At 65.3% G+C, this 26,253-nt stretch carries 19 protein-coding genes; 7 read left to right on the top strand and 12 right to left on the bottom strand.

Translation table 11 applies throughout. The annotated features are described in order from the left end of the window. Positions 1-156: 156 nt before the first annotated feature. The 5 genes from SB764_RS09590 to SB764_RS09610 form a co-directional block, all read right to left on the bottom strand. Entirely contained in the window at positions 157-5,445 is a 5,289-nt protein-coding gene (locus SB764_RS09590; protein WP_410863376.1) for an AAA family ATPase, read from the bottom strand. After that, complete coding sequence (locus SB764_RS09595) at positions 5,442-11,483, bottom strand: AAA family ATPase (protein WP_410863378.1); 6,042 nt, start codon at positions 11,481-11,483, stop codon at positions 5,442-5,444. The genes SB764_RS09590 and SB764_RS09595 overlap by 4 nt, the downstream gene beginning before the upstream one ends. Before the next feature lie 11 nt (positions 11,484-11,494). After that, the gene (locus tag SB764_RS09600; RefSeq protein WP_065058684.1) at positions 11,495-12,151 is read right to left on the bottom strand and encodes a response regulator transcription factor; all 657 of its coding nucleotides are present in this window, start codon (positions 12,149-12,151) and stop codon (positions 11,495-11,497) included. 197 nt (positions 12,152-12,348) lie between these two features. After that, positions 12,349-13,002, bottom strand: a complete 654-nt coding sequence (locus SB764_RS09605) for a response regulator transcription factor (RefSeq protein WP_321869870.1) — start codon at positions 13,000-13,002, stop codon at positions 12,349-12,351. Then, positions 12,999-13,694: a helix-turn-helix domain-containing protein gene (locus tag SB764_RS09610; protein WP_183716878.1), complete on the bottom strand. Its 696-nt coding sequence runs from the start codon at positions 13,692-13,694 to the stop codon at positions 12,999-13,001. The genes SB764_RS09605 and SB764_RS09610 overlap by 4 nt, the downstream gene beginning before the upstream one ends. A 357-nt stretch (positions 13,695-14,051) precedes the next feature. Here SB764_RS09610 and SB764_RS09615 point away from each other — a divergent pair, with 357 nt between their 5' ends. Beyond that, entirely contained in the window at positions 14,052-14,420 is a 369-nt protein-coding gene (locus SB764_RS09615; RefSeq protein ID WP_231957468.1) for a response regulator, read from the top strand. Positions 14,421-14,740: 320 nt separating this feature from the next. Then, positions 14,741-15,103, top strand: a complete 363-nt coding sequence (locus SB764_RS09620; protein WP_110328781.1) for a BON domain-containing protein — start codon at positions 14,741-14,743, stop codon at positions 15,101-15,103. A 170-nt stretch (positions 15,104-15,273) separates the two neighbouring features. Here SB764_RS09620 and SB764_RS09625 read toward each other — a convergent pair whose 3' ends face one another. Together SB764_RS09625 and SB764_RS09630 are read right to left on the bottom strand one after the other, a co-directional pair. Beyond that, positions 15,274-15,477, bottom strand: a complete 204-nt coding sequence (locus tag SB764_RS09625) for a hypothetical protein (protein WP_065058678.1) — start codon at positions 15,475-15,477, stop codon at positions 15,274-15,276. Next, positions 15,474-15,674 (bottom strand): hypothetical protein, encoded by a 201-nt coding sequence (locus SB764_RS09630; protein ID WP_074986937.1) that lies wholly within the window; start codon positions 15,672-15,674, stop codon positions 15,474-15,476. The genes SB764_RS09625 and SB764_RS09630 overlap by 4 nt, the downstream gene beginning before the upstream one ends. Positions 15,675-15,872: 198 nt before the next feature. Here SB764_RS09630 and SB764_RS09635 point away from each other — a divergent pair, with 198 nt between their 5' ends. From SB764_RS09635 to SB764_RS09645, 3 genes are all read left to right on the top strand, one after another. Beyond that, on the top strand, positions 15,873-16,289 hold the full coding sequence (locus SB764_RS09635) for an organic hydroperoxide resistance protein (protein WP_410863381.1): 417 nt from the start codon (positions 15,873-15,875) through the stop codon (positions 16,287-16,289). A gap of 250 nt (positions 16,290-16,539) precedes the next feature. Beyond that, entirely contained in the window at positions 16,540-17,055 is a 516-nt protein-coding gene (locus SB764_RS09640; RefSeq protein WP_074986938.1) for an RNA polymerase sigma factor, read from the top strand. Positions 17,056-17,086: 31 nt separating this feature from the next. Then, entirely contained in the window at positions 17,087-18,085 is a 999-nt protein-coding gene (locus SB764_RS09645; RefSeq protein WP_410863383.1) for an anti-sigma factor family protein, read from the top strand. 8 nt (positions 18,086-18,093) lie between these two features. On the opposite strand, the gene SB764_RS09650 is transcribed toward SB764_RS09645, so the two are convergent. Further along, positions 18,094-19,047, bottom strand: coding sequence for an AraC family transcriptional regulator (locus SB764_RS09650; protein WP_065058668.1), 954 nt, complete (start codon positions 19,045-19,047; stop codon positions 18,094-18,096). Between the two features lie 36 nt (positions 19,048-19,083). Continuing rightward, positions 19,084-20,553, bottom strand: a complete 1,470-nt coding sequence (locus tag SB764_RS09655) for an aldehyde dehydrogenase (RefSeq protein WP_410863385.1) — start codon at positions 20,551-20,553, stop codon at positions 19,084-19,086. A 353-nt stretch (positions 20,554-20,906) separates the two neighbouring features. Here SB764_RS09655 and SB764_RS09660 point away from each other — a divergent pair, with 353 nt between their 5' ends. Then, complete coding sequence (locus SB764_RS09660; RefSeq protein WP_234775300.1) at positions 20,907-21,356, top strand: universal stress protein; 450 nt, start codon at positions 20,907-20,909, stop codon at positions 21,354-21,356. A gap of 36 nt (positions 21,357-21,392) precedes the next feature. Here SB764_RS09660 and SB764_RS09665 read toward each other — a convergent pair whose 3' ends face one another. The 3 genes from SB764_RS09665 to SB764_RS09675 all read right to left on the bottom strand — a co-directional run bounded on the left by SB764_RS09665 (position 21,393) and on the right by SB764_RS09675 (position 24,826). Then, on the bottom strand, positions 21,393-22,358 hold the full coding sequence (locus SB764_RS09665; protein ID WP_110328785.1) for a sensor histidine kinase: 966 nt from the start codon (positions 22,356-22,358) through the stop codon (positions 21,393-21,395). Positions 22,359-22,626: 268 nt separating this feature from the next. Next, entirely contained in the window at positions 22,627-23,286 is a 660-nt protein-coding gene (locus SB764_RS09670) for a response regulator transcription factor (RefSeq protein WP_065058664.1), read from the bottom strand. A 259-nt stretch (positions 23,287-23,545) separates the two neighbouring features. After that, complete coding sequence (locus tag SB764_RS09675; RefSeq protein WP_410863388.1) at positions 23,546-24,826, bottom strand: epoxide hydrolase family protein; 1,281 nt, start codon at positions 24,824-24,826, stop codon at positions 23,546-23,548. Positions 24,827-25,246: 420 nt separating this feature from the next. On the opposite strand from SB764_RS09675, the gene SB764_RS09680 reads away from it, so the two are divergent. Next, positions 25,247-26,062: a response regulator gene (locus tag SB764_RS09680; RefSeq protein WP_080180902.1), complete on the top strand. Its 816-nt coding sequence runs from the start codon at positions 25,247-25,249 to the stop codon at positions 26,060-26,062. Positions 26,063-26,253: the final 191 nt, after the last annotated feature.

Raw genomic sequence — 26,253 nt, forward strand, 5'->3', positions numbered from 1 at the left:
TTGCACGATCGGTTTCCGCCGCCATACATTGGCGTAGGGCGCCTTATACCAAGGCATAAGCCGGGCGCGCGCGAGGTATGCGCCGGGCGCCGATTCGCCCGATCGCGCCGCTCTCGCGCCCCGAATCTGTGCGTATGCACAAAAAGGCGAACCGGCTCATTCCGGAGCGGCTTCGCCGGGGCCGAACGCGGCGGCCAGCGAGAACACGAAGCGCGTACCGCACGGCGTATTCGGTTCGACGTCGAGCGTGCCGCCATGACGCTCGACGATCGAGCGGCAGATCGACAGCCCGAGTCCCATGCCCGTCGCCTTGGTCGTCACGAACGGTTCGAACAGCGAATGGGCGACCGTGGCGTCGAGTCCCGGTCCCGTATCGGCGACCGTGATGCGCGCGCGGCCGTCGTCGTCGATCGTACTCGACAGGTCGAGCAGCCGCTCGGGCGACGCGGCGCCGCCCATCGCCTCCACCGCATTGACGATCAGATTGAGCGCGACCTGCTGGATCTGGATGCGATCGCCCTTCACGAAGCAACCCGACGCGATGCCGTTACGCACCTCCACGTCGTGATGATCGACTTCGGCGCCCGCGAGCAGCAGCGCTTCCGACACCGCGCCGCGCAAGTCGAACACCGTGAGGCGCGGCGGCACGTTGCGCGCGAGTTCGCGCATGCCGTGAATCACGTCCGAGGCGCGCTGGCTTTCGTTCGCGACGAGTTCGAACAGCTTGCGCGCCTCGTCGACGGCGGGCGGCTCGCGATTGAGCCAATGCACGCCCGCCGATGCCGACGAATGAATCGCGCTCACCGGCTGGCTGATTTCGTGCGCGATGGACGCCACGAACTGGCCCATCGTCGTAAGCCGCGTCACGCGCGCCAGTTCCGCCATCGCGTTGCGCAACGCTTCCTCGGTGTGCGCGATGCGCTGATTCTGCTCGACCATGTCGTGATAAAGCCGCGCGTTTTCGAGCGCGATCGCCGCCTGCGCGCCGAGTACCGAGAGCACGGCGATTTTGTCGTCGGTGAAGGCGTTTTGGCTGAGGCGGTTCTCCAGAAATAGCAGGCCGACCAGCCCGCCCTGACGCAGCAGCGGCATGCACAGCAGCGACTTCACGCGCGTGCGGCGCACGTAGTCGTCGCGCGTGTAAGCCCCGTCGCCGGCCGCGTCGCCCAGCGCGAGCGGCTGACCCGTGCGCATCACCGTGCGCAGTACCGTGAGCGGCAAATCCTCGCTCGACACCGCGCGCCGCACGACGTTGACTTCCGCGAGTTCGGCGAGCGTCACTGCTTCGGCGTGGATCTGCCAGCGTGTCTCGCGCGATGCATCGCCCGGCGGCGCTTCGTGCTGCAATGCCAGCACACAGCGCTGCGCCCCGGCGTGTTCGAGCGTGACGAGCACGAGCGTTTCGATCAGGCGGCTCAGCACGATCTCGCTCGACAGCGCGCTCGACGCCTTGATCACCGCCGCCACATCGAGTTGCTGCGCCGGATAGTCCGCGCTCGCCGCCAGCGCGCCCGCAGCGCTTTCCGGTTTCGCGCCGCGCTCCGTAAGCGCGCGCACCTTCGCGTTCGCGCCCCACCACGCGTAGGCGTGCGAGGCGTCGCGCAGGTACGCGTCGGCAACCGTGGCGAGTCCCTGTTGCCGATGAAAATCCGCCGCGAGTTCGCAGGCAATGGCCTCGACATGCAGGATGCGCCGTTCGTGCGCGTGGCGAATCGCCTTGTTGTAGAGCCGCTCCGCATCGCCCGCGCGGCCATCGATGCGCGCGATCTCGGCTTCGACCAGCGCGGCGCGGCCCGTGAGATTCGCGGGCCCCACACGCGCCCACCCGGCCAGTTGCGCATGATGCGCATCGAGCGCCGCGCGATGCGCCGCCGCTTCGGCGGGCGCGGCCGCGAGCATGTACGCCTTCGCCCGCGCGAGCGCGCCGAAGAAGCGATATTCGATCAATTCGAGGAACATGCGCGAGGCGCCGATCGCGCGCTGCGCCGCCGCTTCCGCTTCGAGCGCCGCCGCCAGATCGCCGCCGATCACGCTCGCCTGCAACCTGCAGGTCCAGTACGCGAAGCCCACGCTCGTCGCGTTCGACTTCACGAGTTCGAGGTCGCGCTGCGCTTCTTCGTCGACGGCGTGCGTGTCGCGTCCATCACGTCCATCACGCACCTGCTCGATCAACGCAATCTGCGCGCGGAAGATTCCCGAGTACAGAAAGAACTTCGACAGCCGCGCCACGTTCAGGCCGTTCTGCGCCTGCACGAGCACCTCGTCGAGCGGACGGCCCGCCAGCAGCAGCACGCTCGTCACGTTGCGCGCGCCCGAGACGTCGAACACCAGATCGCCGCTTTCGCGCGCGACCTTCGTGGCCTGCTCGATATAGGGCATGCCGTCTTGCGCGGGCCGCGTCCACGGAATCACGAGGCTGCCGAAGCGCATGTAGATGCGCGACCTGTAGCGCGACTGCCCGCAGCGATCGACGATATCGACGGCCAGCTGCGCGAATTCATAGCCGGTCTGGTGATCGCCGTACCGCTCCGCGAACACCAGATTCAGGCAGACGAAACCATAAGCCGCCGAATCGGACAAACCGTGCCGCACGCTCAGCAGCGCCATGTTCAGCAGGATCACGTCGAGCAGATTGACGTCGATGAACAGCGCGGGCGGAATCAGGTCCGCGAGCACGTCGAGCGCCGCGCGCCAGAGCGGATCGTCCACCCAGCCGAGCGTTGCGAGCTGCGCCACGGGCCGCTCGCCGAGCGCGTCGCGCAATTGCGCATGCAGTGCGTGGACCACCTCGTCGCCGGGCCGTTCGTCGATACGCACGCCGAGGCGCGCGAGAAAATCGAGCCCCGTCGCGAGCGCCTGGGTCTGGCGGCTCTGCGCCGTTTGCAGACTGGCCGTCAAACGCGTGAGTTCGGCGCGCAGCGTCATGCCGATGGGCTTGCGCGCGAGCGTGCTCAGACGCGCCTCGGCGGGCGCGAGCGTGCCGATCAGGCATTCGACGTCGGCGCGATAGAACTCGGTCCATTGCGCGATTTCGGCGTCGGCGTGGGCGTCGATCAGCGCGGCGGCCGTTTCGAAATAGACGAGCGCCGAGGTGTACGCGGTCGCCGCCTTCGCCCGTTCGCCCGCCAGCAGATTGAGGCGCGCGAAGCGGGCGCGTTCGTCGGCATCCTCGATGTGCGCCGCGCCGCGATTGATCTGGTTGGCGACCACGAACAGCTCGTCGGTGGGCGCGTCCTCGCGCAGACGCATCGCGAGGCGGCGGCCCGCGTCGAGATGCGTGCTCAGGCGCGCGGCGTCGCTCATCGACGCATAGGCGGCCTCGCGAATGCGGTCGTGCGCGAAACGCAGCACCTGCGCGTCGCGGTCGATCAGCGACGCGTGCAGCGCTTCGTGCAGACTCGCCTGCGCCGCGTCCGCGCTCAGGCCCGCGGCGGCGGCGAGATCGTCGAGCTTCACGGCCGCGCCCAGACACGCCATCACCTGAAGCGCGCGCCGCGCCGCCGCGCCCAGCCGCGCGAAACGCAGCAGCATGAGGTCGGCGACATTGTCTGAATAGAGCTTCGCGCGGATACCGTCGACATCGCGCAGCCGCAGCGTGCCTTTCTGCTCGAACTCGATCAGTCCTTCGCTCGACAGTTCGGCCGCGAATTGCAGCGTGAAAAACGGATTGCCGCCGGTCTTTTCGCGGATCAGATCGATCACCGGATGCGCGGCATCCAGTTCGCAGCCGAGCGTGTCGCCGATCAGTTGCACCACGTCGCCGCGGTCGAGCGGCTCCACCGCCAGCACCTGATGGCGGCCGCGCGCCTCGCCGATCAGACGCGCGACCGCGTGCTCGGCGCCGACTTCGTTGCTGCGATACGCCGCGATCAGCATGACGTGCGCCAGTTCGTCGTCGCGCGTCAGATGGTCGAGCACCGTGAGCGTGCCTTCGTCCGCCCATTGCAGGTCGTCGAGGAACAGTACGACGCTGCGCCCGGGCTGCGCGAGTCCCTTGAGCAGATCGGCGAGCGTGCGCAGATAACGCGCGCGGTCCACGTTGAACGTGGCATCGTCGCCGTGCGCCGGATCGCCCAGAATCAGCTTCAGGTCGGGCAGCAGCGCATAGAGCAGGCTCGCGCGCGCGCCGAGGCGTGCGGCGAGACGCGCGCGCGTGGCCGCGAAGCCGGCGTCGTCCTGACCGAGAATCGGATGGATCAGGCGTTCGAGCGCGCGGGCCAGCGCGCCGTATGGCAAGGTCGAATCGAGCTGTTCGCAGACGCCGCGCGCAAAGGCGATCGCCGCCGCGCCGGTCGCGTTGGCCCATTGCGCGACCAGCGCCGACTTGCCGCTGCCCGAATAGCCGCTCACGAACACAAGTTCCACACCGCCGCTGTCGCTCACGCGGCGCAAGGTCGCGTCGAGCGCGTCGAGTTGCGCGCGTCGTCCGTACAGCGCGCCCGCGCGGCGGCCGACCGCCACCGTCGCGTGCAGATCGAGCGGAAAAGCCGGGGGATTCGCGGGCCGGTTTGCGGGCCGATTTGCGGGCCGATTTGCGGGCGGATTCGCGGCGGCATTGGCGGGTTCGACGGGTTCGGATGGTTCGACGGGTTCGGATGGTTCAGCGGATTCAACGCCCGCAGCGGTTCGCGCGCAGCGTGCGAGATCGGCGAGCAAGCCCGTCGCGGATTGATAGCGCTCGTCGGGATTCTTCGCGAGCAGCTTCATGACGATCGCCTCGACCTGACGCGGCAGCCCGAGCGCATACGCCGATGGCCGGATCGGCGGCTTCGCGAGATGCGCATGCGCGAGCGCGATACGGTCCGCGCCCGTGAGCGGCAGCACGCCGGTCAGCATTTCGTAGAAGAGGCAGCCGAGCGAATAGAGGTCCGCGCGGCCATCCGGCGCGCGGTCGGCGCGCGCGCAGCGCTCCGGCGACATGTACTCCATCGCCCCGCGCCAGCCCGGCAGCGCCTCATGCGCGACGTCGGCATCGGCACGCTGCGCGCAACCGAAGCCCGTGAGACAGGCCGAGCGTTCGTCCGCGTCGAGCAGAATGTTGTCGGGGTTCAGATCGCCATGCACCAGCCCGGCCCGATGCAGCGACGCCACCGCCGCAGCCATCGCCATCGACACGCGCAGGAAGCGCCCGGTCTTCTGCGGCGCGCCCCAGCGCTGCCGCAGCGGCGTGCCGCCCGTATCCTCAAGCGCCAGCGCGAAGCGGCCGTTCTCGCGCAACTGCGCAAGCGGACGCGCGGCCCAGGGCGCGGCCAGACGCGCGCGCAACGCATATTCGTGCTCGAGTTGCGCGACCTGCGCGCGCTGCGCGAACTCGTCCTGCGCGACCGCGAACAGCAGGCGGCTGCCTTCGCGATCGACGCCGCGATACAGCGCAATCGGCCCCGCACGCAGCAGCGTGACCTGATAGTCGGCGAGTTGCTGGAGGCTCGCGTCGGGGTGGCTCATACGGCGGCGGCGTCGAGCGCCGAGAGTTCGAAGCAGAAGGTCGCGCCGGCGTCGTCGTTGTTGAAGGCCCAGATCGTGCCGCGATGCTCGTCCACGATCGAGCGGCAAATCGAGAGCCCGAGGCCCATGCCGTCCGACTTCGTCGTGAAGAACGGCTCGAACAGCCGGTCGATGATATCGGCGGGAATGCCGGTGCCGGAATCGCTCACCGACACGCGCACCGCGTGCGTGCCCGACAATTCCGCCGAGATCCGCAGCACGCGCGCGCCGCCCGCCGAACGCAGGATCGAATGCATGCCGTTGAAGACGAGGTTCATCAGGACCTGCTGAATCTGGATCTTGTCGGCGGCCACCCTCGGCAGTTCGCCGCCGGTCACCACGCGCAGGCGAATGTCGTTCTTCTCCAGTTCCTGACGCACCAGCGCGACCACTTCGGCCACCGTCTGCGTCATGTCGATGGCGGCGCGGTTCGAGCGCTCCTTGCGCGCCAGCGCGCGCAGCCGGTTGATGACCTCGCTCGCGCGATCCGCATCGCTGACGATGCGCGCGAGATTCGTGCGCGCCTCGTCGAGCGACGGCACCGCGCGGTTCAGCCAGCGCATGCCCGCTTCGCCGTGCGTGATGATCGCCATCAGCGGCTGCTTGAGATCGTGCGCGATCGAAGCGGTCAGCTCGCCGAGCGTGGACACGCGCGTCACGTGCGTGAGTTCCGCCTGCGCGCGCAGCAACGCGTTCTGCGCCTGGTGGATCTCGGTCATGTCGGCGAGCGCGCCCACGTACTCGACCGCCTTCGACTGCGCGTTGCCGACCGGCCGCGCGACCATGCGCAGATACTTGATCGCGCCGCGCGCCACGCACACGCGGTACTCGACTTCGACGATCGACGCGCGCGCCTCGGCTTCGCGCAGCGCGCGCCGGACCTGCTCGACATCGTCGGGATGAATGCGCTCCAGCATGAAGTCCATATGCGGCTGGCGTGGCTCGCTCACTTCGAGAATGCGCCACGTCTGCGCGGAACACGTCATGTCGCGCGACTCCACGTTCCAGCCCACGCTGCCGATATTGCTCAGGCGCTGCGCTTCCGAGAGATACATCTCGCTGCGCCGCAATGCGTCTTCGGAGGCGCGCCGCTCGGTCACGTCAGTGGTCGAGCCGATATATTCGCGCGCGGCGATTTCGCCGTTGCCCTGCGTTTGCGCCGCCGCGACAGTATCGTTCGCGACGGCACCCTCGCCGCCTTCGCGGCTCGACCACGGCCGGAAAATCACCTGCAAGCGACGCACCGCGCCATTGCCCTGCACCGTCGAAAACTCGAAGCTGTGCATGCCGTCTTCGCAGATCGCATTCGCGAACACTTCCTTGAAACGCAGCCGGTCCTCGATCTGTACGCGCTCCAGACACATTTCGAGCGTCGGGCTCGCGCACGCCACTTCCACGCCCCACAGTTCATAGTTCTCGCGCGACCACAGCATCTCGCCCGTCGTCGCGTTCCAGATCCACGTGCCGGTCTTGCTGATGCGCTGGCCTTCCTCCAGAAACGCCTCGCTGCGCCGCAGCCGTTCTTCGGTGTGACGGCGCTCGATGTTCTCGCGCTTGAGCGCCGAATACAGGCGCGCGTTCTCGATCGAAATAGCCGCCTGCGAAGCCAGCATGTTCATCAGATTCACGCGCGCGACATCGAACACATAGGGCGTGATGCCGTTTTCCATATACAGCACGCCGACGAGTTCGCCGTGCCGCAACAGCGGCAGGCACAACAGCGAACGGCAGCGTCCTGCAATCAGATAACGGTCGTCGCGGAAGTCGTTCGGCTCCGCGCCGTCTTCGATCACGACGTTCTCGCGCACGCGCATCACATGGCGCACCACCGTGAGCGGCAGCACGCTTTCGCACAGGCCGAGATCATTCGCGCGTACCGTAATGCCGCTTTTGTCGAAACCCGCTTCGGCCGCGATGCGAAAACTCTCGCCCGACCAGAGGATCAGCAATGCGCGCTGCGCGCCGCTATGACGCACGGCGATGCGCATGAACGCCTGCACGAGTTTGTCGAGATCGATCTCGCTCGATACGGCCTGCGAAAGCTGCACCATCGCCGCCACGTCGACCGTGCCGAGCGGCGCGACTTGCGCCGCCGCGCCGCGCACCGACACCGCCGGTTCGCGCAGATGCTGGAACGCCTGTTCGAGATTGCGCACCTTGGCGTCGGCGCCCCAACGCGCGTAAGCGTCGCGCGCCGAACGCAGACACGCCTGCGCCAGCGAACGCAATTCGCGCCGCGCGTAGAAGTGCGCGGAAAACTCATGCGCGATCGCCTCGCAATGCGGCTGGCCGTTCTCGCGCGCGAGCGCAATCGCGCGCTCGTACGCCTGACCGGCCTGCTCGACATCGCCGACCAGACGCGCGTATTCGGCCATTACCAGCGCATGGCGGCTGCCGTAGTTTTCCGGCGAACTGTCGGCCCATGCCTTGAGCCGATCCATCGAGCCAACCAGATCGGCTTGCGCGCTTTCGGTCAGGCCTTCCACGCGCTCGTCGAGCACGCGCAGAATCGACAGCGCGCGAATGAAGTGATACGTGACTTCAATCGGCATCGCCATGACGGCGCCCAACAGCGGCTCGACTTCTTTGGCCCGCTCCAGCACCGTGGCGAAGCGGTTGTGCAGAAAGTCTTCCTTCATCTCCATGATCGCGGCGAACGCAATGCCGCAACCGAACTGCGCTTCGCGCACGCTTTCGACGAGTTCGCGATGCGTCGACGTAATGCCCGCGCCGCCCGGCTCGATGCCCTGCAAACGCAGCAGGAACATCAATTCGAGTTCGATGGTGACGCAGATGGCCTTGTTGCGCAGCTCGTTCGCGAAGCGCGCGTTTTCGCGGCCCAGCGCAATCACTTCGCTCAAATGCTCGCCGCGCTCGTACGCGAGCCAGATGCCTTCGAAGGCGATATAGCCCGCGTAGATGAAATCGCCGGCTTCCACGCACTGGCTCATCGCGCGGCTGAGCACGGGAATCGCGGTGCGAAACGGTCGCCGCCAGATCAGCACGTGATCCGCATGCAGATGCAGCAGCGTGCCGTTCAGACGCGCCTCGCCATAGCGCTCGTTGACCTCCAGCGAGAGCTCGGAGAACTGCAGCGCGAGATCGAAATCGCGCGCGCTGCCCACCAGCAGCAGCGCAAAAATGGCGTACACGTAGCCGGACAAACGCGTGTTGCCGTGCGCGAGACTCAGCTCGGTGGCCTTGAGCACAAGCATCGGAAACAGATTCGAGACGCCGATATACGCGCTCGGAATCGCATCGATGATGAGACCGATCACCGCTTCGTGCATCGGGTCCTGCACGCAGCCGCGCGTGAGCAGATCGCGCATCGGACGCACGCGGCACTGCGCGCGCAACGCAGCGAGTTGCTGCTGCACGGTCGCGTCGTCGAACGCTTCGTTGCGCACGTCCACGTCGAGCAGCGCGAGCGCATGGAAAGTCGTTTCCACCGCCAGCCGGTAATCGCCCGCCGCCTGATGGATGCGGATCTCCATGCGCATCGCGCTCGCGCGTTCGAGCAGATTCGCGGCATAGCCGCGCGCCGTGCGCGCGGTGTCGATGGCGCGATGAAAATCGCCGGTCAGATACTCGCACTCCGCGAGATCGAGATGCAGCTTGAACACGTCGAGGTTCGCGCCGCCCACGCCGAACTGCACGATGAGCTTCTCGGCCTGAGCGAAATACTCGCGCGCCGAACTCCACGCGGCGGCGGCCTTGGCGGCGTTGCCCGCGATCACATCGAGTTCCGCGAGGCGCGCGCGGTCGGCGCACGACAGCCGGCGTTGCGAGCGGTTCAAGTGACCCACGGCCTCGAACACTTCGGCGGTCGCTGGCGCCACGGGCATGGCCGAGAGCAGACGCGTGCCGATCTGCGCATGCGCCGCTTCGCGTTCGGCCTCGCCAAGCATGGCGTACGACGCCTCCTGCACGCGGTCGTGCACGAAGCGATACGCGTCGCCCTTGCGCGAGACGAGTCCCGCCGACTCCGCTTCGCGCATCGTCGCGAGCACCTGGCCGCTCTCCAGCCCGAGCACCCGCGCGAGCGCGCCCACGCGCGCCGTGCCGCCGAGGCAGGCGAAGATCGACAGCACGCGCTTGGTGTCTTCGTGCAGGCGCGTGAGGCGGATCGTCAGCAGATCGACCACGTTGCCCGTATAGCCCTTGTCGCGAATGCGGTCGAGGTCCCAGGTCCAGCCCACGCGGAACACGTCGGAGACAATCAGGCGCTCCTGAATCAGCTCGCGCAGGAACTCGATCGTGAAGAACGGATTGCCGCCGCTCTTCTCGAAGATCACCGAAGCCAGCGGCGCAACCACGCCCGGCCCTTCGTCGAGCGCTTCGGCAATCAGGCTCACGATGTCGGGCAGCGCGAGCGGGCGCAGGCCGATGCGCTCGGTCACCTTGCGGCCGAACAGAATGCTGTTCAGGCGCTCGCTCGCCACGCGCGAACGGCCCAGTTCGATGCTTCGATGCGCGAGCACCAGCAGCAGATTGCGCAACTCCGCATCCGACGACAAACCGTCGATGATTTCGAGCGTGCCGGAATCGAGCCACTGCACGTCGTCGAGAAACAGCACGAGCGGGCGCTGCTTGTCCGAGAACAGCATGAGAAAACGCTTCACCACCAGCAGAAAACGATTGGTGGCTTCCTGCGGCGGCAAGGCCGCACACGCCGGCTGCGGCCCGACAATCGCGCCGATCTCCGGCACCAGATTGATGATCAGTTGTCCGCTCTTGCCGACCGCCTCCTCGAACCGCGCGCGCCACAGCGCGATTTCCGGCCCCGTCTTGCGCAGCAGCGGCCGCACGAGACCGCGCAGCACCTGCACGAAAGCCGCATAGGGAATGCTGTCGTTGTATTGATCGAATTTGCCCAGCGTGAAATGCACGCCCGCCGCGCCGATATTGCGCTTGAATTCATCGATGAAAAAGGTCTTGCCGACGCCCGGCTCGCCTTCCACGATCACCGCCATCGCGTCGCCGGTTTTGCGCACGCGTTCGAGCGCCCCGTGCAATTGCTCCAGTTCGCGCTGGCGCCCATAGGTGCGCACCGGAAACACCGCGCGCGATTTGCGGTCGCCGCGCCCAAGCGATGCCGGCGAAATCTCGACGCCCTGTGTGAGTTCTTCGAGGCACAATTGCAGATCGGCTTCGACGCCCGCCGCCGTCTGATAGCGGTCGTCGGCGGCCTTCGCGAGCAGCTTGCTGATGACGAATTCGATCTGCGGGCGCAGGTCGGGCACGCTGTTGCGCAACGGCCGCGGCGTGCTGACGAGGTGCGAATACACCCACTCCTCCCGCTCGCGCGCCTCGTAGGGCATGTGCCCGGACAGCAGTTGATAGAGCAGCACGCCGAGCGCGTAAAGATCGCTGCGCGGATCGCCATGCTGGCTCGCCGTGCTGGTGCGTTCGGGCGCGAGATAGGGCAGCCGGCTCATGGCGATCACGCCGCCCTCGCCGCACGCCACGCCGTTGCCGAAGGCGCTCGACGCGTTGCCGAAACCCGTGATCCACACGCGCGAATCGCTGCCCGCGAACAGATTGGCGGGACACAGCGTGTTGTGCACGAGACCTTGCGCGTGCATGCCCTTGAGCGCGGCGGACAGCGACACGGCCAGCGATAGAAACTGCCGCAGCGAGCGGGCGTTCGCGATCTCGCGGCTCAGCGGCGTGGCCTCGCAATGCTGAAGCGTCAGCAGAAACTGGCCGCCGTTGCGAAACAGCTCGCGCGGGCACAGCCCCCATTCCGGATCGATCGCTTCGCGCAGGCTGTATTCTTTTTCGAACGAGGCGAGCAGGGCGCGCGTGTCGGCGGCCGCGGACGGCACCTTCACGAACAGCGGCTGTTCGCAGCCTTCGGCAATGGCCCGCCAGAGCGTCTGGTCGTCGTCGCGCTGCAGCAGCTCCGCGCCGATCACGCGTCCATAGATATCCGCCGCGCCGGTGGCTTCCCAGCCCGGAATCTCGTTGCTGGCCAGCCGCTGCGCCAGTACGGCCATAACAGTCTCCGTCAAAAGCGTGCCTGCGCCGCCGCGCTGATGACTTCCATCTTGCGCACCAGATCGGCGACCGACTGCGCTTCGAGCTTGCGCATCGCCGAACTGCGATGGATCTTGATGGTGATTTCGCTAAGGTTCAGCTCACCGGCGATCTGCTTGTTCAGCAGCCCTTCGACGACGTACGACACCACTTCGCGCTCGCGCGCCGTCAGCAGGTCGTAACGCGCGCGCAGCGACGCCTCGGAGCGGTTGCGTTCGAGCCACGCCGCGTGACGGCCGATGGCGCTCGAGACCGCGTCGATCACGCGCTGGTCGCGCACCGGCTTGGTCAGGAAATCGAGCGCGCCGGCCTTCATCGCACGCACCGACATTTCGATGTCGCCGTGCGCCGTCATGAAGATGATCGGCATGTCCACCTGATGCTGGCGCGCGCTCTGCTGAAACGTGAGCCCGCTCTCGCCGCGCAGACGCACGTCGAGCAGCAGGCAGCTCGGCGCGGCCGGTCGCGGCGCCGAAAGAAATTCCTCGATCCGCGTGAAAGTCTGCACGCTGAAGCCCGACGAGCGCAGCAGACTCGAAAGCGCCGCGCAGATCGACTCGTCGTCGTCGATCACGTAGACCATCGCGTCGTCGACCTTCGGCGCAGCGTGATATGCATTGTTCTCCATCGATGTTCCCCATGCAGCTCTGCACGATGCCTGACCCCGACGCCCCGACGCCAGCGCAGGTTGGCCAATTCTGTTACCGGTGTTCTGTTCTTGTTATGACGATGCCGCTTGCCGAAGCGCGTTTGACAGCGTGCCCGCTGTTAGGCCCGCTGTTATGCCCGCTGTCGTGCTCGTTATCGAACGCGTTATCGAACTCGTTAAGGCGGCCATGTCGCGCCATCAGTCTGCAGCGCGCGGACCTTGCGCACCAGTTCGGCGGTCGTGCGCGCCGCAAGCTTCTTCATCACCCGCGCGCGATAAATCTTCACGGTCATTTCGCTGAGTTCGAGCTGGCTCGCCGTCGCCTTGTTCATGTTGCCCGCCGCCACCAGCACGGCGATGTCGCGTTCGCGCGGCGTCAGCGTCGAGAACTGCTCGCGCAGCGTGCTCGCCAACGTTTGCGCCTTCAGGCGCGCCGCGTCGCGCGCCAGTGCCTCGGTTACCGCCTCGATCATGTCCTGCTCGCGAAACGGCTTCGCGAGGAAATTCACCGCACCGCCCTTCATCGCGCGCACCGACATTTCCACGTCGCCATAACCGGTCATGAAAATGATCGGCATGAAAATCGCGTTTGCCGCAGCCCACTGCTGGAATTCCAGACCGCTTTCGCCTTTGAGGCGCACGTCGAGAATCAGGCAGCTCGGCACCTCGGCTCTTGCATACGCGCGAAACGCACTCGTCGAGGCAAACGCCGCCACGCGAAAACCCACCGACGCCAGCAGGCTCTTGAGCGCTTCGCGCAGCCGCTCGTCGTCGTCGATCACGTAGACGGTGGCCGCGTCGGTTGCCGCGCCGGTCGGCGTGTCGCTCACGACTTGTCCTCCTGATTCACCACCACCATCAGCGCCCTCGCGTCCGCGCCCGCCGCAAAGCAGCGATGCGGCAGCGCCGAATCGAAATAGAAGCTGTCTCCCTGTTCGAGACGGATCATCCTGACTTCTTTATCGATCACGATTTCGAAATCGAGTTGTCCTTCGAGCACGAACACGAATTCCTCGCCCGGATGCTCGAAAAAATAATCGTGCTGCGCGTGCGCGGAAAACGTGAAATACAGCGGCTCCATGCGCTTGCGCGCCATATGATGCGCGAGCGTCGCGTATTCGAAACCGAGCGCGGCATCGTCTTTGGCCACCGGCTTGCGCTCGCCGTTGCGCACGATCGAGACGCGCCGGTCGGCTTGCTCGGCCTGCGCGGGCGAACGGTCGACGAAGAAATAGCTGAGGTCTTCGCCAAGGCAGCGCCCGAGCCGCGCCAGCGACGCGAACGGCGGCGCGCGCACGCCGCTTTCCATGCTGCGCAATTGTTCTTCGGTAAAGCCCGACAACGCCGCGAGCGTTTTCAGATCGATACGCCGCGCGAGCCGCAATGCCTTGAGGCGCGCGCAGATTTTGGCTTCTTCCTGAGCGATCGCATCGTCAGACGCGCCGATGTCGCGAACGTGCGTCGTCGCGCTGCTCGCCGTCGCGAGGCTGCGCTCGTCACGTTCGCTACCGATTTGGACCATATCCCACTCCACCGCGATGCCTGGCCCCGCGCGATGAAACCCCTCGCGGCACGGCACGGAGAAATGCCTATGAAATAGATTCGAATTGATTTTGTAATGTTTGAGTCGCAACCGGATGTTGCCCGATCGCGCCGATCCGGCGTGAGCGAGCGGCCCGAACGACTGTCGTGCCGATGTGCGCCCAGCCCGGCTCTTGACCCGGCTCGTGACCCGCCTGGAATGATAGCTGCTCACCGAGGTGAACCCTACATATACGTCCGTATGGTTTCGGGGCTTTTTGCCGTCAGGTAAGCTTGAACCGCGTACACGCGACGGATCAGCCGTTCCGCCCTCCGGCACGCCATGGGAGAGACAGTTTTGTGTACGCCAACAGTGATCTGGGTGGTCGACGACGACGCGTCGGTCCGCTCGGGCTTGTCGAGCCTCTTGAGGTCGCTCGATTACGAAGTCGTGACTTTCGAATCCGGCGCGGAGTTGTTGGCCGCCGTTGCGCGCGCGCGCCCCGCCTGCATTATCTCCGACGTGCAGATGCCGGGCATGAGCGGCGTGGACATGTTCGCGCGCCTGATCGACGCGACACAGCCCATCCCCACGCTTTTCATCACCGCGTATCCGATGCCCGAACTGCGCCAGCGCGCGCTGGCGCTGGGCGCGAACGCCTTCCTCATCAAGCCGGTCAGCGTAGCCGATCTGACCACCGCACTGCACGCGGCGCTTTCGCATTGACTCGTGCGCGCGACGCGCGCGGTGCCTCTCGCACTTCAGGGTGCTTTCCATTTTCATACGCGGCTCACACTGTGGGACGACGCGCGCGCAGCGGTGTTTGCGCGCGTGCCGATGTTCGCGTACGTCGCACTTTGCGCATCACAAAGCGCGATGCCGGATAACCCGAGGTATGCACCGCAGTTTCCTTTCGTATAGGGGATGAACACCGAAGGTCTGATGGCTGCGCGTCAGGCCGCGGGCTATGCTTTTTGCAACCCGGGCAACGCTGCACGCACTGCCCTGGCACCAAGTTCTTCCTTCAAACGTCAACAGGTGATGCCATGACGCTTCGCTCCAAACTTCTTGCGGCAGCCGCCGCCGCGCTGCTTTCTTCCGCCGCGCTCGCCCAGACCGCCGCCAACGCCGATGCCCCGGCGCTCACCAAGGAACAGATCCGCGCCCAAATGAAGGCCGATCACGCCGCCAACGTGGCGCTGGCCAAGAAGGTGCGTCAGGCGATCTACAGCACGAAGGCGCTCAACGACACCGACATCGCCGTATTCGCGAAGGCGCGCACCGGCAAGATCGTGCTGGCCGGCACGATCCTCGACGAGTCGCAGGACCAGATTGCTCAGGACACCGCATCGAAGGTCGCGGGCGTGCAAACGGTCGCCAGCAAGCTGATGACGTACGAAGCACCCTGATCGCGTGACGAGCGGCGCGCGCCGCGCCTTATCGTGGTGACGAGGCCGTCGCTGTCTTCATGGCGCGACGGCCTCGCGCAATACCGCCTCCATCTGCACAAGCAGTTCCGGCAGCGCGCCATAACTCGCGTGCGTGATCCGCAGGACGCCGTCGAGCGCGCAAACGCCGATCACCTGTCGTCGGCGAAACCCGACGACACGAGCGGTCCCCATAACGCTTCGAGCTTCAGCCCCGCATAGCTCGACGGAATCGGCGCATCGCCGAGATTCGACAGCAGCACGTCGAATGCAAGCACATGGCCGAGGAAGCCCGCCGCGTGCTCGACCGAGGGTTGCGTCGCCATCACCGCATCGAGGCCCTTCAATTCCTTCACGACGTTTTCGCGCGCTTGCGCACGATCGAAACGTTGGACACGTTCGACACAGCCGGTTCGTCGGCAAATTCATGAGGTTCGTTCTGCATGAGCGTCATGAGCTGAACGCGAATCGCCAGATGACGAACGCGCCTGAAAGAAACGGCCTTGCATTTCAGCACGCGTTTGTATCTCGCATATTTCAGTTCGACGCGCATTTCACGCCTGTTTTCAGGCGTCGATTCGATCGCGCACGTCGCGCTTATGTATCTCAGTGTGTCGAAACCGCGTGGCAGATACATAGCCTTGCAATTCGCGCATGACGGGACACATGCCAGATAAGTTGACCCGGTCTAATGCGTCCTGTCGTCAATTCAGTCCTCAATTCCGAATCATTACCCACCAGGGAACCCATCATGGAAAACACCGCAAAAGTGCTCTACACGGGCAAGACTCACACCACCGGCGGCCGCGACGGCGCCGCGCGCAGCAGCGACGGCCGACTGGACATCAAGCTCTCCGCACCCGGCTCGTCCGCGCCGGGCACGAATCCGGAACAACTGCTGGCAGCGGGCTGGTCGGCCTGCTTCATCGGCGCGATGGGTCTCGCTGCGAGCAAGCTCAAAGTGGCACTGCCGAAAGACGCGACCGTCGATACGGAAATCGATCTCGTCGTGAACGACGGCTCGTATTCGCTACAGGCACGTCTGAATGTCTCGTTGCCCGGCCTCGACGCCGAGACCGCGCAAGCGCTCGCGCACGCCGCGCATCAAACCTGCCCGTACTCGAAGGCCACGCGCGGCAACATCGAAACGACGATCACGGTCGTCTGAAGCAGCAGGCGAGCCGCGCGCAAACACGAAAAAACGCGCGCGCTCGCCGACTTGAAACAAAGAGGGAATATCGGCCGCCCCGCCGGTGTTCTATTCAGGCGAATTTCAGCCAACACAAGCGTCGCCCCATGGAATCCAGCGAGAATCTCGAATCGGCTCCGATGCACGAGCGCGTGTGCCGCATGAGTCTTGTGCGCGCCGCGCGCACACCGAGCCGTGGCCGCGCCGTTCAGGACGGGACGTCACGCTGATGACCGTCGCCGACCTGTCCGCCCTTCTGCCCGCCATGCTGCCGCGTTTATGGTCGTTCGCGCTGCGCATCTCCGGCGATCAGCACGACGCCGAAGACCTCGTGCAGCGCGCCTGCGTACGCGGGCTCGAACGCGCACATCAATTGCAGCCGGGCACCGCGCCGCTGAGCTGGATGTTCTCGATCGTGCAATCCACGTGGATCAACGAGCTGCGCGCGCGCAACGTGCGCAACCGTTCGGGCATGGACTGGGACGATGGCTTTCTGGAGACGGTGCCGGACCCGTCCGCGCGCACGCCCGAGGAACAGGCGATGAACGGACAGATCATCGCGGCCGTGCAGCAGTTGCCCGAAGTGCAGCGCGTGGTGATGCTGCTCGTTGCCGTAGAAGGACTCAGTTACAGCGAAGCGGCCGAGGTGCTCGGCGTGCCCATCGGCACGATCATGAGCCGGCTTTCACGGGCTCGCCAGGCGATCGGCGCCCTGATCGAAGGACAGAAGAAGAAAAGCGCATAACCGGCGTGGCCAATAGTGAGGAACCTGGGGCATGAATATGGATGACGTCCTGCTCATGGCGTACGTGGACGGCGAACTCACGCCGCGCGAGCGCGAGAACGTGGAGAAGACGATGAGCGTGTCGCCCGACGTCGCGCGGCGCGTGGCCTGCTTCCAGGCGTCGGCGCTGCGGTATCGGCATGCGTTCGCGCATCAGCGGCTGCCGCCCGTGCCCGAGCGGCTCGCGCAACGCGTCGCGGAACTGAGCCGCGCATATGGCGGCACGCAGAACGGCGCGGATGACGTCGCGCTCGCGTCGACGGCGGACATCACGCCCATCGGCGCGCTAAAGCGCAATCCGGCGGCCAACGCGCAACATCATGCGAACGCTGCAATGCAAATTTCAACGCGAGCACGCAACGCGCAACGCACGCGCTTCGCGTGGCCGCGCTTTGCCTGGCCGTTCCTCGCCGGTGCGTTCACGTGCGCCGCGTGCGGCGCGCTCGTGCTCAGCCTGGCGCCGGGATGGCTGCCGGGCGACGGCGCGCATCCTGTTGCCGTGGCCACGTCCGCGCCCGGCGTCATGCCGTGGGTCGCGGCAGCGGTCAACTATCAGCGCCTCTATACGCGCGACACGGTTTCCAGCGACATGCCCGACATGACGGTGGCGGCGCGCGTGATCGAGCAGATTCACAGCGACGACGGCGTGCCGCTGCGCGTGCCCGATCTGCGCGCGGCGGGCCTCACGTTCAAACGCATTCAACGCCTGCGCTTCAACGCCAAGCCGCTCGTGCAGATCGTCTATCTGCCGAAAACCGGCTTGCCGGTTGCGCTCTGCGTGATGAAGGACGACAGGCCCGATACGGCGATGAAGCGTCAGCACGTGGACAGCCTCAACGTGCTCACGTGGCGGCGCGCCAATCTGAGTTACGCGCTGATCGCCGCGCTCGACGACAACGCGCTCTCGGCCATCGGCAAGCAGATCGCCGAAGGCCGCGACGACGAAGTACTCGGCCAGCGATCCGCGCCGCCCGAAATCACCGCGAGTTAATCCGGCGGTCACACCGCCAGCGGCGAGCCCGAGTGACGAAAGTCCGAAGGCGGCTCGCCGTATTGCTGCTTGAACAAGCGGCTGAAGTGCGCGGCCGTGGCGAAGCCGCATTGCCACGCAATCTCCTGAATCGACACGCCCGCCGCCGGATCGCTGCGCAGCAGGTGCGCGGCGCGTGCGAGCCGCGCTTGCCAGACGTAACGCATCGGCGTGCCGCCTTGCGCGCGAAACACGCGTTGCAGATGCTGCGGCGAGACGTGAACCGCGCCGGCAATCGCCGCCGTGTCGAGTCCCGTATCGCCGATGTGTTGCTCGATAAAGCGCTTCGCCTGCCAGATCAGCGCGTCGGAACTGCGTCGTGCCGCCCGTGCATCGGGGTCGAGTACGGCGTGTTGAATCAATTCGATCAATTGCTCGCCCATCATGGTTTGCGTATGGCGGCTGGGCGCGACGGTCTGCGCGGCCATGCACTGGATAATGTCGCGCGTCGCCTGTACGTCCGCGCAGCGCGCGTCGACCGTCAGCGGCGCGGGCTTCGAATACTGCACGCCGCGCTCGCGCAGCGCCGCTTTCGGAATGCGTAGCACGGTGAGGCGCGCGCGCTCGTCGAAGATTTCGGTGAACGGCCACGCGGGATCGATCACGAACAGGCTGCCCGCATCGAAACGCCGGATCGCGTCGCGGCTGCGCACGTGAACATGACCCGCCGTCACGAGCTTCACGAACAGCCAGTCGCCTTGCCACGACGCGCGTTCCGTGCCGACCGGCGTGAGCGTGAGCACCGCGAGATCGGCCAGCGAGAAACCGACTGCGCCGAGCCGCCAGCCCTTCACGCGCGACATCGCCGGCCGGCGTGCATCGAACTCGCAATGCAAGCCGTGAACGTTGAGCATGACGTCCGACCAGATTTCGCTCGCGTGCGGATCGCCGTCGAGCGTCATCTCGTGCTTCTCGAAGTTCATGGCTGGCTTCCTTGTTGTCGAATTCCGCGTTCGGCGTTACGCCGCCGCGCCCGGAACGAATATCGCCTGCGTTTCGAGGTACGCTTCGAGCCCTTCGCGTCCGCCTTCCCGACCGATGCCCGAACGCTTCATGCCGCCGAACGGCACGTTGGGCGCAATCTCCACGCCGTTGATGCCGACGTTGCCCGTACGTAAGCGGCACGCCACGTCGAATGCGCGCTCGCCATCCGCGCCGAACACCGAACCGCTCAAACCGTAGTCCGAGTCATTGGCGATCTCGACTGCCTGATCGACGCTGTCGTACGGCAGGATCGACACGACCGGGCCGAAGATTTCCTCGCGCGCGATCGCCATGGTCGACGTCACGCGGCTGAACACCGTGGGCGCAACGTATAAGCCGCGCTCGAATCCCGCATTTCCGGAGCCGCCCGTCACGAGCGCCGCGCCTTCGGCGATGCCGCGTTCGATATAGCCGCGTACACGCTCGCGCTGCGTAGCATTGAGCACGGGACCGATGGCCGTATCGGCGTCATGCGGATCACCCACCTTCATGCGCGCGACGACACTTGCATACGCCTCGGCGATTTCGTCGTGACGATGACGAGGCACGAGCACGCGCGTCTGCGCGAAGCAGATCTGCCCCGAGAACGGCATCGTGAACGGCACGAGCGCCGCCAGCGCGGCGGGCAGATCGACATCGTCGAGCAGAATCGCTGCCGACTTGCCGCCGAGTTCGAGCGTCACGCGCGCGAGCCGATCGGTCGCCGCGCGCTGAATCCATTGGCCCGTCGCCACGCTGCCGGTAAAGCTGATCTTGTCGATATCGCGCGACTGCACGAGTTGCGCGCCCGCTTCGCGTCCCGCCGTGACCACGTTGAGCACCCCAGGCGGAATGCCCGCGGCCGCCGCGCATTCCGCGATGATGAGCGCGTCGAACGGACACTCGGGCGGCGACTTCACGACCATCGTGCAGCCGGCCGCCAGCGCCGCGGCGATCTTCTGCGAGACGATGGGAAAGGTCGCATTCCACGGCGCAATCAGCGCCGCGACGCCCACCGGCACGCGGCGCACGCAGGCGCGTCCGCGCTGCGTCGGCCGCCAGTCGTCGAACGCATAGTGCTCGGCGAGCGTGGCGAAAAAATCGAAGCGGCTCGCGCCAAACGGCGTGAGCTTCTGCGCGAACGACGCGGGCGCGCCGACCTGATCGGTCCAGAGTTGCGCGAGCAACGGCAGGCGCTCGCGCAACGCCTGCGTCAGCCGCTTCAGATAGCCGGCGCGTTCCGGTCCGGACAGACGCGGCCACGGCCCGTGATCGAACGCGCGCCGCGCCGCCGATACTGCGCGCCCGATGTCGACGGCATCTGCGAGCGGCACGGACATGAACGGCGTTTCGGTCGCCGGAGAAATGATCGTGTGACGTTGATCGGAATGACTCGATACCCAATCGCCATCGATAAAGAATCGTTGGCGGACATTCGACGAAAGTGCGGTGCAGGACTCGGACATGATCGTTTGCCAGATGAACTTCGAAAGGAGTAGCGGCCTCGCACGGCGGCGAAACCTCGCGATGAATCGAGCGTACGGTGTGTCGATTCATGGCAAACGAGTGTATCGATCGCATTCGCGTGAGGCTTGTCCGGCACATTGCGCGTGGTTGTCTGTGACGCGCATTTCGCGGTGTTCGGTTTGCATCGTTATAGCGCAACGCTGGCTGAAATTTATGTCGGAATATGTCCGCGTTCGCGCCACTGAAAAGATCGGGTTGTAAAAGAGGCTTGCGGAATAAACACCCCGCATGGGCTGTTTTGTTCGTGCCACTTAAATTCAAAATCACGACCAAATTCACGGTCTTCGACGTCATGTCTCCCTTTGCGAAATTGCTGCTCGTGTACGACGGCAGCGCCGAAGCCCAGGCCGCGCTCGAACGCTGCGCGCAACTCTCGCTCGCGTTATCGGCGCAGGTGGATGTCATTTCCGTCGTCGATGCCGAAAGCGCCAATGCGCATTGCGCTGGCCTGCTGAGCGACCTCGCGTTTCATCGTCTGGAGGAACTCGCGCGCAGCACGCTCGATCATGCGGTGCGCCAGTTGACCGGCGATGGCATTGTCGCGAGCGGCTATGTGAGCTTCGGTCGCTTGAACGATGTCGTCTTGCGCCATACGCAGGCGTTCAATCCCGATCTCGTCGTGGTTGGGCATCGTGCGCAGGCGCGCCGTTCGCGCTGGTGGGGGTCACGTAGCGCGCATCACGAACTCACCGAGCGTTTGGGCGGCACGACAATCGTGACCGTGACGCTGCCCGGCACCTGAAGCGCATCATGCGCATCACACGCGTGAATCGACCCGTCAAGGCGCGTTTAGCGGCAACGTCAGGCGCGCTTCCAGCCCGCCCGTGCAGCGATTCTCCAGATGTAGTTCGCCGCGCATCGCGTGCGTCAGACGCCGCGCGATGGCGAGTCCCAATCCCGAACCCGGCGTCGCCGCCGCCGTGCCGGGCGCGCGATACCACGGCAGAAACACCGCTTCGAGTTGCGCGGGCACGATGCCCGGACCCGTATCGAGCACCGCAATCACGAGCCGCCGCGTTTCCACACGCACGCTCAGGCACACGTCGTCGCCATAACGCAGTGCATTGTCGATCAGGTTCACGAGCACGCGGCGCAACGCGTGAGGGCAGGTAACGAGAGGGCGGCCCACCCGACCGTCGAGCGTGACGATGCGGCCTGCGTCGCGATAGTCGGCGATCAGCAGGTCGAGCAGGCTATCCGCATCGACGGAACGCATCGGCTCATCGGCGCTGCACTGCATGCGCGCGCACGACAAACTGCCTTCAACCAGCTCCGCCATTTCGGCGAGATCGCGTTGCAGCGCGTCACGCGTCGCGTCGTCGTCGAGCAGTTCGCAACGCATGCCCATGCGCGTGAGCGGCGTGCGCAGATCGTGCGCGTAAGCGGCCAGCACATGCAGCAATTCAGCCTGGCGACCCGCGCGTTGACGCGCGCAACGATTGGCGGCACGCGCGAGCCGTGCCATCGGCGCGGGGCCGGATTCGGGTAAGGCGAGGCCCACGCCCTCGCCCGCTTCGGCTTCGGCTTCGAATGCCTGAGCATGGCGACGTAGTTGCGCGCGCAACGCGCCATACTGGAACGTGATGAAAGCGAGCGCCGCAAGCGCGGGCAGCACCAGCGGCGCGACGAAACGATAGGGCTCATGCGCGACAGACGACGGCGTGGCGTACATCGCAAAGGCGGCGTAACCGCACGCCGCCGCCAGTAGTGCCGCCAACAACGCCGAAAGCACGCGCGGCATCATTCCGGCGGATCCGGCGACCGGGCGACGCGGCGCAGACTCGCACGCACGCGCGGGCGTATCGCACGAAGCTGCCGGATACGCTCGCATAGTCGTTCTCCCGTCGTTGTTCTCAACCGTGCGCCGCAAAGGCACGCGGACGTTAACTAACGCGCGGGCAACGAGGCATTCGCGCGGCAGCGTCAGAATACGGGACGCCGTGCCGCGCCGCCATCATCTGATGGTATAGATATCGCGCAGCAGGCCTGCACGACCGTGTAGTCGCGCGAACTCAGGCACGCAGATGCGCAATGCCAAGGGCTTCCATCTTTCGCATCAACTCCGCCACGGAACGAGCGTTCATTTTTTTCATGGCCTGGCCGCGATGAATCTTCGCGGTGATTTCGGCAATGCCCATATTCGCGGCGATCTGCTTGTTCATGAGGCCGGCCGCAACATGCTGGAGCACTTCGCGCTCGCGCGGCGTGAGCGAGTCCCAGCCCGCGCGCAACGTGTGCAGCGCGCGATCGGCTGCGAGGCGGTTGGCGTCTTTCTCGAGCGCTGCGAGCACGGCGTCGATGATGTCCTGATCGCGAAACGGCTTCGCAAGAAAGTCCACCGCGCCCGCCTTCATCGCTTTCACCGACATGGCGATGTCGCCGTAGCCGGTCATGAAGATGATCGGCAGATGCGCGCGTCCGCCTTCGCTCAGCTCGGCCTGAAACGCGAGACCGCTGCGGCCTTGCAGACGCACGTCGAGCAGCAGGCACGACGGCGTGGCAGGTCGCGGCGCGGCGAGAAAGGCCTCGGTGGAATCGAACGCCCGCACCGCCAGCCCGGCGGAGCGCAACAGCCCGGTCAACGCGCGGCGAAACAACGCGTCGTCGTCGACGATATAGACGATAGTGCCGTCTGGGTCCGTCGAGAGCGGTGCGGGCGTGGAGTTGGACATCGTGGGCAAATGGGCCGCTGGCGAGAAAAGCGCATCGATTGTTATGAAGGGCGAATAACCGATGGTAACAAAAGCCCTCTCGCCGGTCCACGCAATCACCCGCCAATAACCGCCATTCGATGCCTATGGCAGCGATTGATTGCCAATCACCGCATCATTTGCTGCCTCCATTCCCGCACCAATTCGGTGGCCATTCGCGATCATTAGGTACTTCATTCACCGGCCGCATTGCTTTTTCTCTGCATTTTTTCTCCGGCGATCACGCCAGCTTGCGCATGGGCCGGAAGCCGGCGCGCACTTCCTGTGCGAACAGCAGCGGCTCCTCCCACGCGGCGAAATGGCCGCCCTTGTCCACCGCGTTGAAGTAGACGAGGTTGTGATAGGCGCGCTCGGCCCAACTGCGCGGCGCCTGATAAATCTCGCCGGGGAATACCGTAATTGCCGTGGGCAAGCCGATATCGACCGCATTGAAATTGTTGGAATGATCTTCCCAATAGATTTGCGCCGACGACGTCGCGCTATTGGTCAGCCAGTAGAGCGAGATATCGTCGAGTATTTCATCGCGCGTCAGCGAACGCTCGGGAATGCCGCCGCTATAGGTCCATTGCGAAATCTTGTCGTACATCCACGCCGCCTGTCCCACCGGCGAATCGGCGAGCGCATAGCCCACGGTTTGCGGACGTGTCACCATCATGGCGGAATAGCCGCAATTGTCGCGATAGAACACGCTCAGCTTCTCGTATGCGCGCTTTTCGCCCGCCGAAAGTCCGGCAGGCGCGGGATCGTCCAGCGCGAGATGCCGCGCGATATCGGGCGGTACCGTGGCCGGCATGTTCACGTGTATGCCGATCAAGCCCTTCACGTGCTGCATCGCCATGCGTTGCGAGATCACCGAGCCGCAGTCGCCGCCCTGCGAAACGAAGCGCTCGTAACCGAGCCGCGCCATCAACACGCCCCACGCGCGCGCGATATGGTCCGAGCCCCAGCCCGGCTGCGCAGGTTTGCCCGAAAAGCCAAAGCCTGGCAGCGAAGGCACCACGACGTGGAACGCGTCGTCGGCACTCGCGCCATAAGCGGTCGGATCGGTCAGCGGTCCAATTGCCTTGATCAATTCGAAAATCGAGCCGGGCCAGCCGTGCGTCATGATCAGCGGCAGCGCATTGGCATGGCGCGAGCGGACGTGAATGAACTGAATATCGAGCCCGTCGATTTCCGTGATGAACATCGGAAAAGCATTGAGCTTCGCTTCGCCTTTACGCCAGTCGTAACCCGTTCCCCAGTATTGAACCAGTTGCTGCATGCGCGCGAGTTTCACACCCTGCGATTCGTCGGCGACGGTTTCTTTTCCCGGCCAGCGGGTATTCGCCAGGCGGCGGCGCAGATCGTCGAGTGCGGAGTCGGGAATATTCGCCTTGAACGGACGGATATCGGGCGTGGCGGCACTGGCGTAAATCGCTTCAGGAAACAGCAAGAGCACACCGGCCGCCGCAGTGGCGGTCAGCAGGCTGCGCCGCATCGGGGAAAATTCATTCGAAGGCATGCTGGATCGTCCTGTTCATGAGAGAAGAATCGATTCGGAAACGCGACCGCGCGACTGCTTTGACGCGCGGTCGATTCCGAAACGCCGGCCCTCATTAAAGTCAGCGCATGTATCCCGATTATGTCCGGTGTGTAGTTTTTTTATTTCCCCTGCCGCCTTCAAATATCACGTCATCGAATTATCAATTGACTGAAAATGCGTCTGAGCGGGATTTGAATACTGCACCCCACCCCCCACCCTTATACGGACGTATAGGGTCCCCTATCCTTTTTCGTCTATAGACTCAATCCAGATCCGGATGGAATACACAGCGCGCAGCGGCTAATCTGTTTGAATCGGAGTCAGGCGGCTACGCGCACGAAAGCGCGGCCGGCGCTCCACGCAAACCGGACGCGGCGCACCGCGTCGCTTATGACCATCATGGACAAAATCGACCATGTGCTGATCGTCGACGACGACCGCGACCTGCGCGAACTGGTCGGCAACTATCTTGAGAAAAACGGCATGCGGACCACGCGCGCCGCCAACGGGCGCGAGATGCACGATGCGCTCGAACGCAGCCCGCCGGACCTGATCCTGCTCGACCTCATCCTGCCCGGCGAAGACGGACTCACGCTTTATCGCGCGCTGCGCGAGAGCCGCCATCGTCTCATGCCGGTGCTGATGGTCACCGCTCGCAACGATGTGATGGACCGCATCGTCGGCCTCGAAATGGGCGCCGACGACTATCTGACCAAGCCCTTCCCGCCGCGTGAACTGCTCGCGCGCATCCGCGCCGTGCTGCGGCGCACGCGGATGCTGCCGCCCGATCTGCATGCCGAAGAAGGCCCCGCTACACTCGGCTTCGGCAACTGGCGACTCGACACCACCGCGCGCCGTCTGCTCGATCCGCACGACACGCCGGTCGCGCTCAGCGGCGCAGAATATCGTCTGCTGCGCGTGTTTCTCGATCATCCGCAGCGCGTACTCACGCGCGACCAGTTGCTCAATCTCACGCAGCGGCGCAGCGCCGATCCGTTCGACCGCTCGATCGATCTGCTCGTGAGCCGATTGCGGCAGCGCCTCAACGACACGGCGCGCATGGCCCGCTACATCAAGACGCTGCGCAACGAAGGCTACGTGTTTTCGGCGGCCGTCACCACGCTCGACGAGCACCGCATCGCCGAACGCGACGACATGCGCCGCACGACCGCGCCACTCTCGCGTGCTCGTTGCCTGCAACCGAGCGCCGCGTGACGGCGTCGCGGGTTGGGATCGAGTGACGCACATTTGTAGCCCACTGTATCGACGGCCCGCTTCGCAACACGCGCTTACATTTCCACGCATCGGCGGAAACAACCGGGATACGTGGCGGCGTTCCAATAGCGTCACGCCCTCATTCAAGGAACGCACGATGACAACACCACGCAAACCACGCCATACAAGGA

This window comes from Paraburkholderia sp. SIMBA_027 (assembly GCF_046535315.1).
Classification (GTDB): domain Bacteria; phylum Pseudomonadota; class Gammaproteobacteria; order Burkholderiales; family Burkholderiaceae; genus Paraburkholderia; species Paraburkholderia tropica.

Excerpts from the sequence above, each read along its gene's own strand:
- SB764_RS09660 (WP_234775300.1), top strand. The coding sequence starts at position 20,907 with ATGTCTCCCTTTGCGAAATTGCTGCTCGTGTACGACGGCAGCGCCGAA.
- SB764_RS09675 (WP_410863388.1), bottom strand. The coding sequence starts at position 24,826 with ATGCCTTCGAATGAATTTTCCCCGATGCGGCGCAGCCTGCTGACCGCC.
- SB764_RS09655 (WP_410863385.1), bottom strand. The coding sequence starts at position 20,553 with ATGTCCGAGTCCTGCACCGCACTTTCGTCGAATGTCCGCCAACGATTC.
- SB764_RS09620 (WP_110328781.1), top strand. The coding sequence starts at position 14,741 with ATGACGCTTCGCTCCAAACTTCTTGCGGCAGCCGCCGCCGCGCTGCTT.
- SB764_RS09600 (WP_065058684.1), bottom strand. The coding sequence starts at position 12,151 with ATGGAGAACAATGCATATCACGCTGCGCCGAAGGTCGACGACGCGATG.
- SB764_RS09595 (WP_410863378.1), bottom strand. The coding sequence starts at position 11,483 with ATGGCCGTACTGGCGCAGCGGCTGGCCAGCAACGAGATTCCGGGCTGG.
- SB764_RS09680 (WP_080180902.1), top strand. The coding sequence starts at position 25,247 with ATGGACAAAATCGACCATGTGCTGATCGTCGACGACGACCGCGACCTG.
- SB764_RS09610 (WP_183716878.1), bottom strand. The coding sequence starts at position 13,694 with ATGGTCCAAATCGGTAGCGAACGTGACGAGCGCAGCCTCGCGACGGCG.
- SB764_RS09665 (WP_110328785.1), bottom strand. The coding sequence starts at position 22,358 with ATGATGCCGCGCGTGCTTTCGGCGTTGTTGGCGGCACTACTGGCGGCG.
- SB764_RS09635 (WP_410863381.1), top strand. The coding sequence starts at position 15,873 with ATGGAAAACACCGCAAAAGTGCTCTACACGGGCAAGACTCACACCACC.
- SB764_RS09630 (WP_074986937.1), bottom strand. The coding sequence starts at position 15,674 with ATGCGCGTCGAACTGAAATATGCGAGATACAAACGCGTGCTGAAATGC.
- SB764_RS09645 (WP_410863383.1), top strand. The coding sequence starts at position 17,087 with ATGAATATGGATGACGTCCTGCTCATGGCGTACGTGGACGGCGAACTC.
- SB764_RS09650 (WP_065058668.1), bottom strand. The coding sequence starts at position 19,047 with ATGAACTTCGAGAAGCACGAGATGACGCTCGACGGCGATCCGCACGCG.
- SB764_RS09670 (WP_065058664.1), bottom strand. The coding sequence starts at position 23,286 with ATGTCCAACTCCACGCCCGCACCGCTCTCGACGGACCCAGACGGCACT.
- SB764_RS09590 (WP_410863376.1), bottom strand. The coding sequence starts at position 5,445 with ATGAGCCACCCCGACGCGAGCCTCCAGCAACTCGCCGACTATCAGGTC.
- SB764_RS09640 (WP_074986938.1), top strand. The coding sequence starts at position 16,540 with ATGACCGTCGCCGACCTGTCCGCCCTTCTGCCCGCCATGCTGCCGCGT.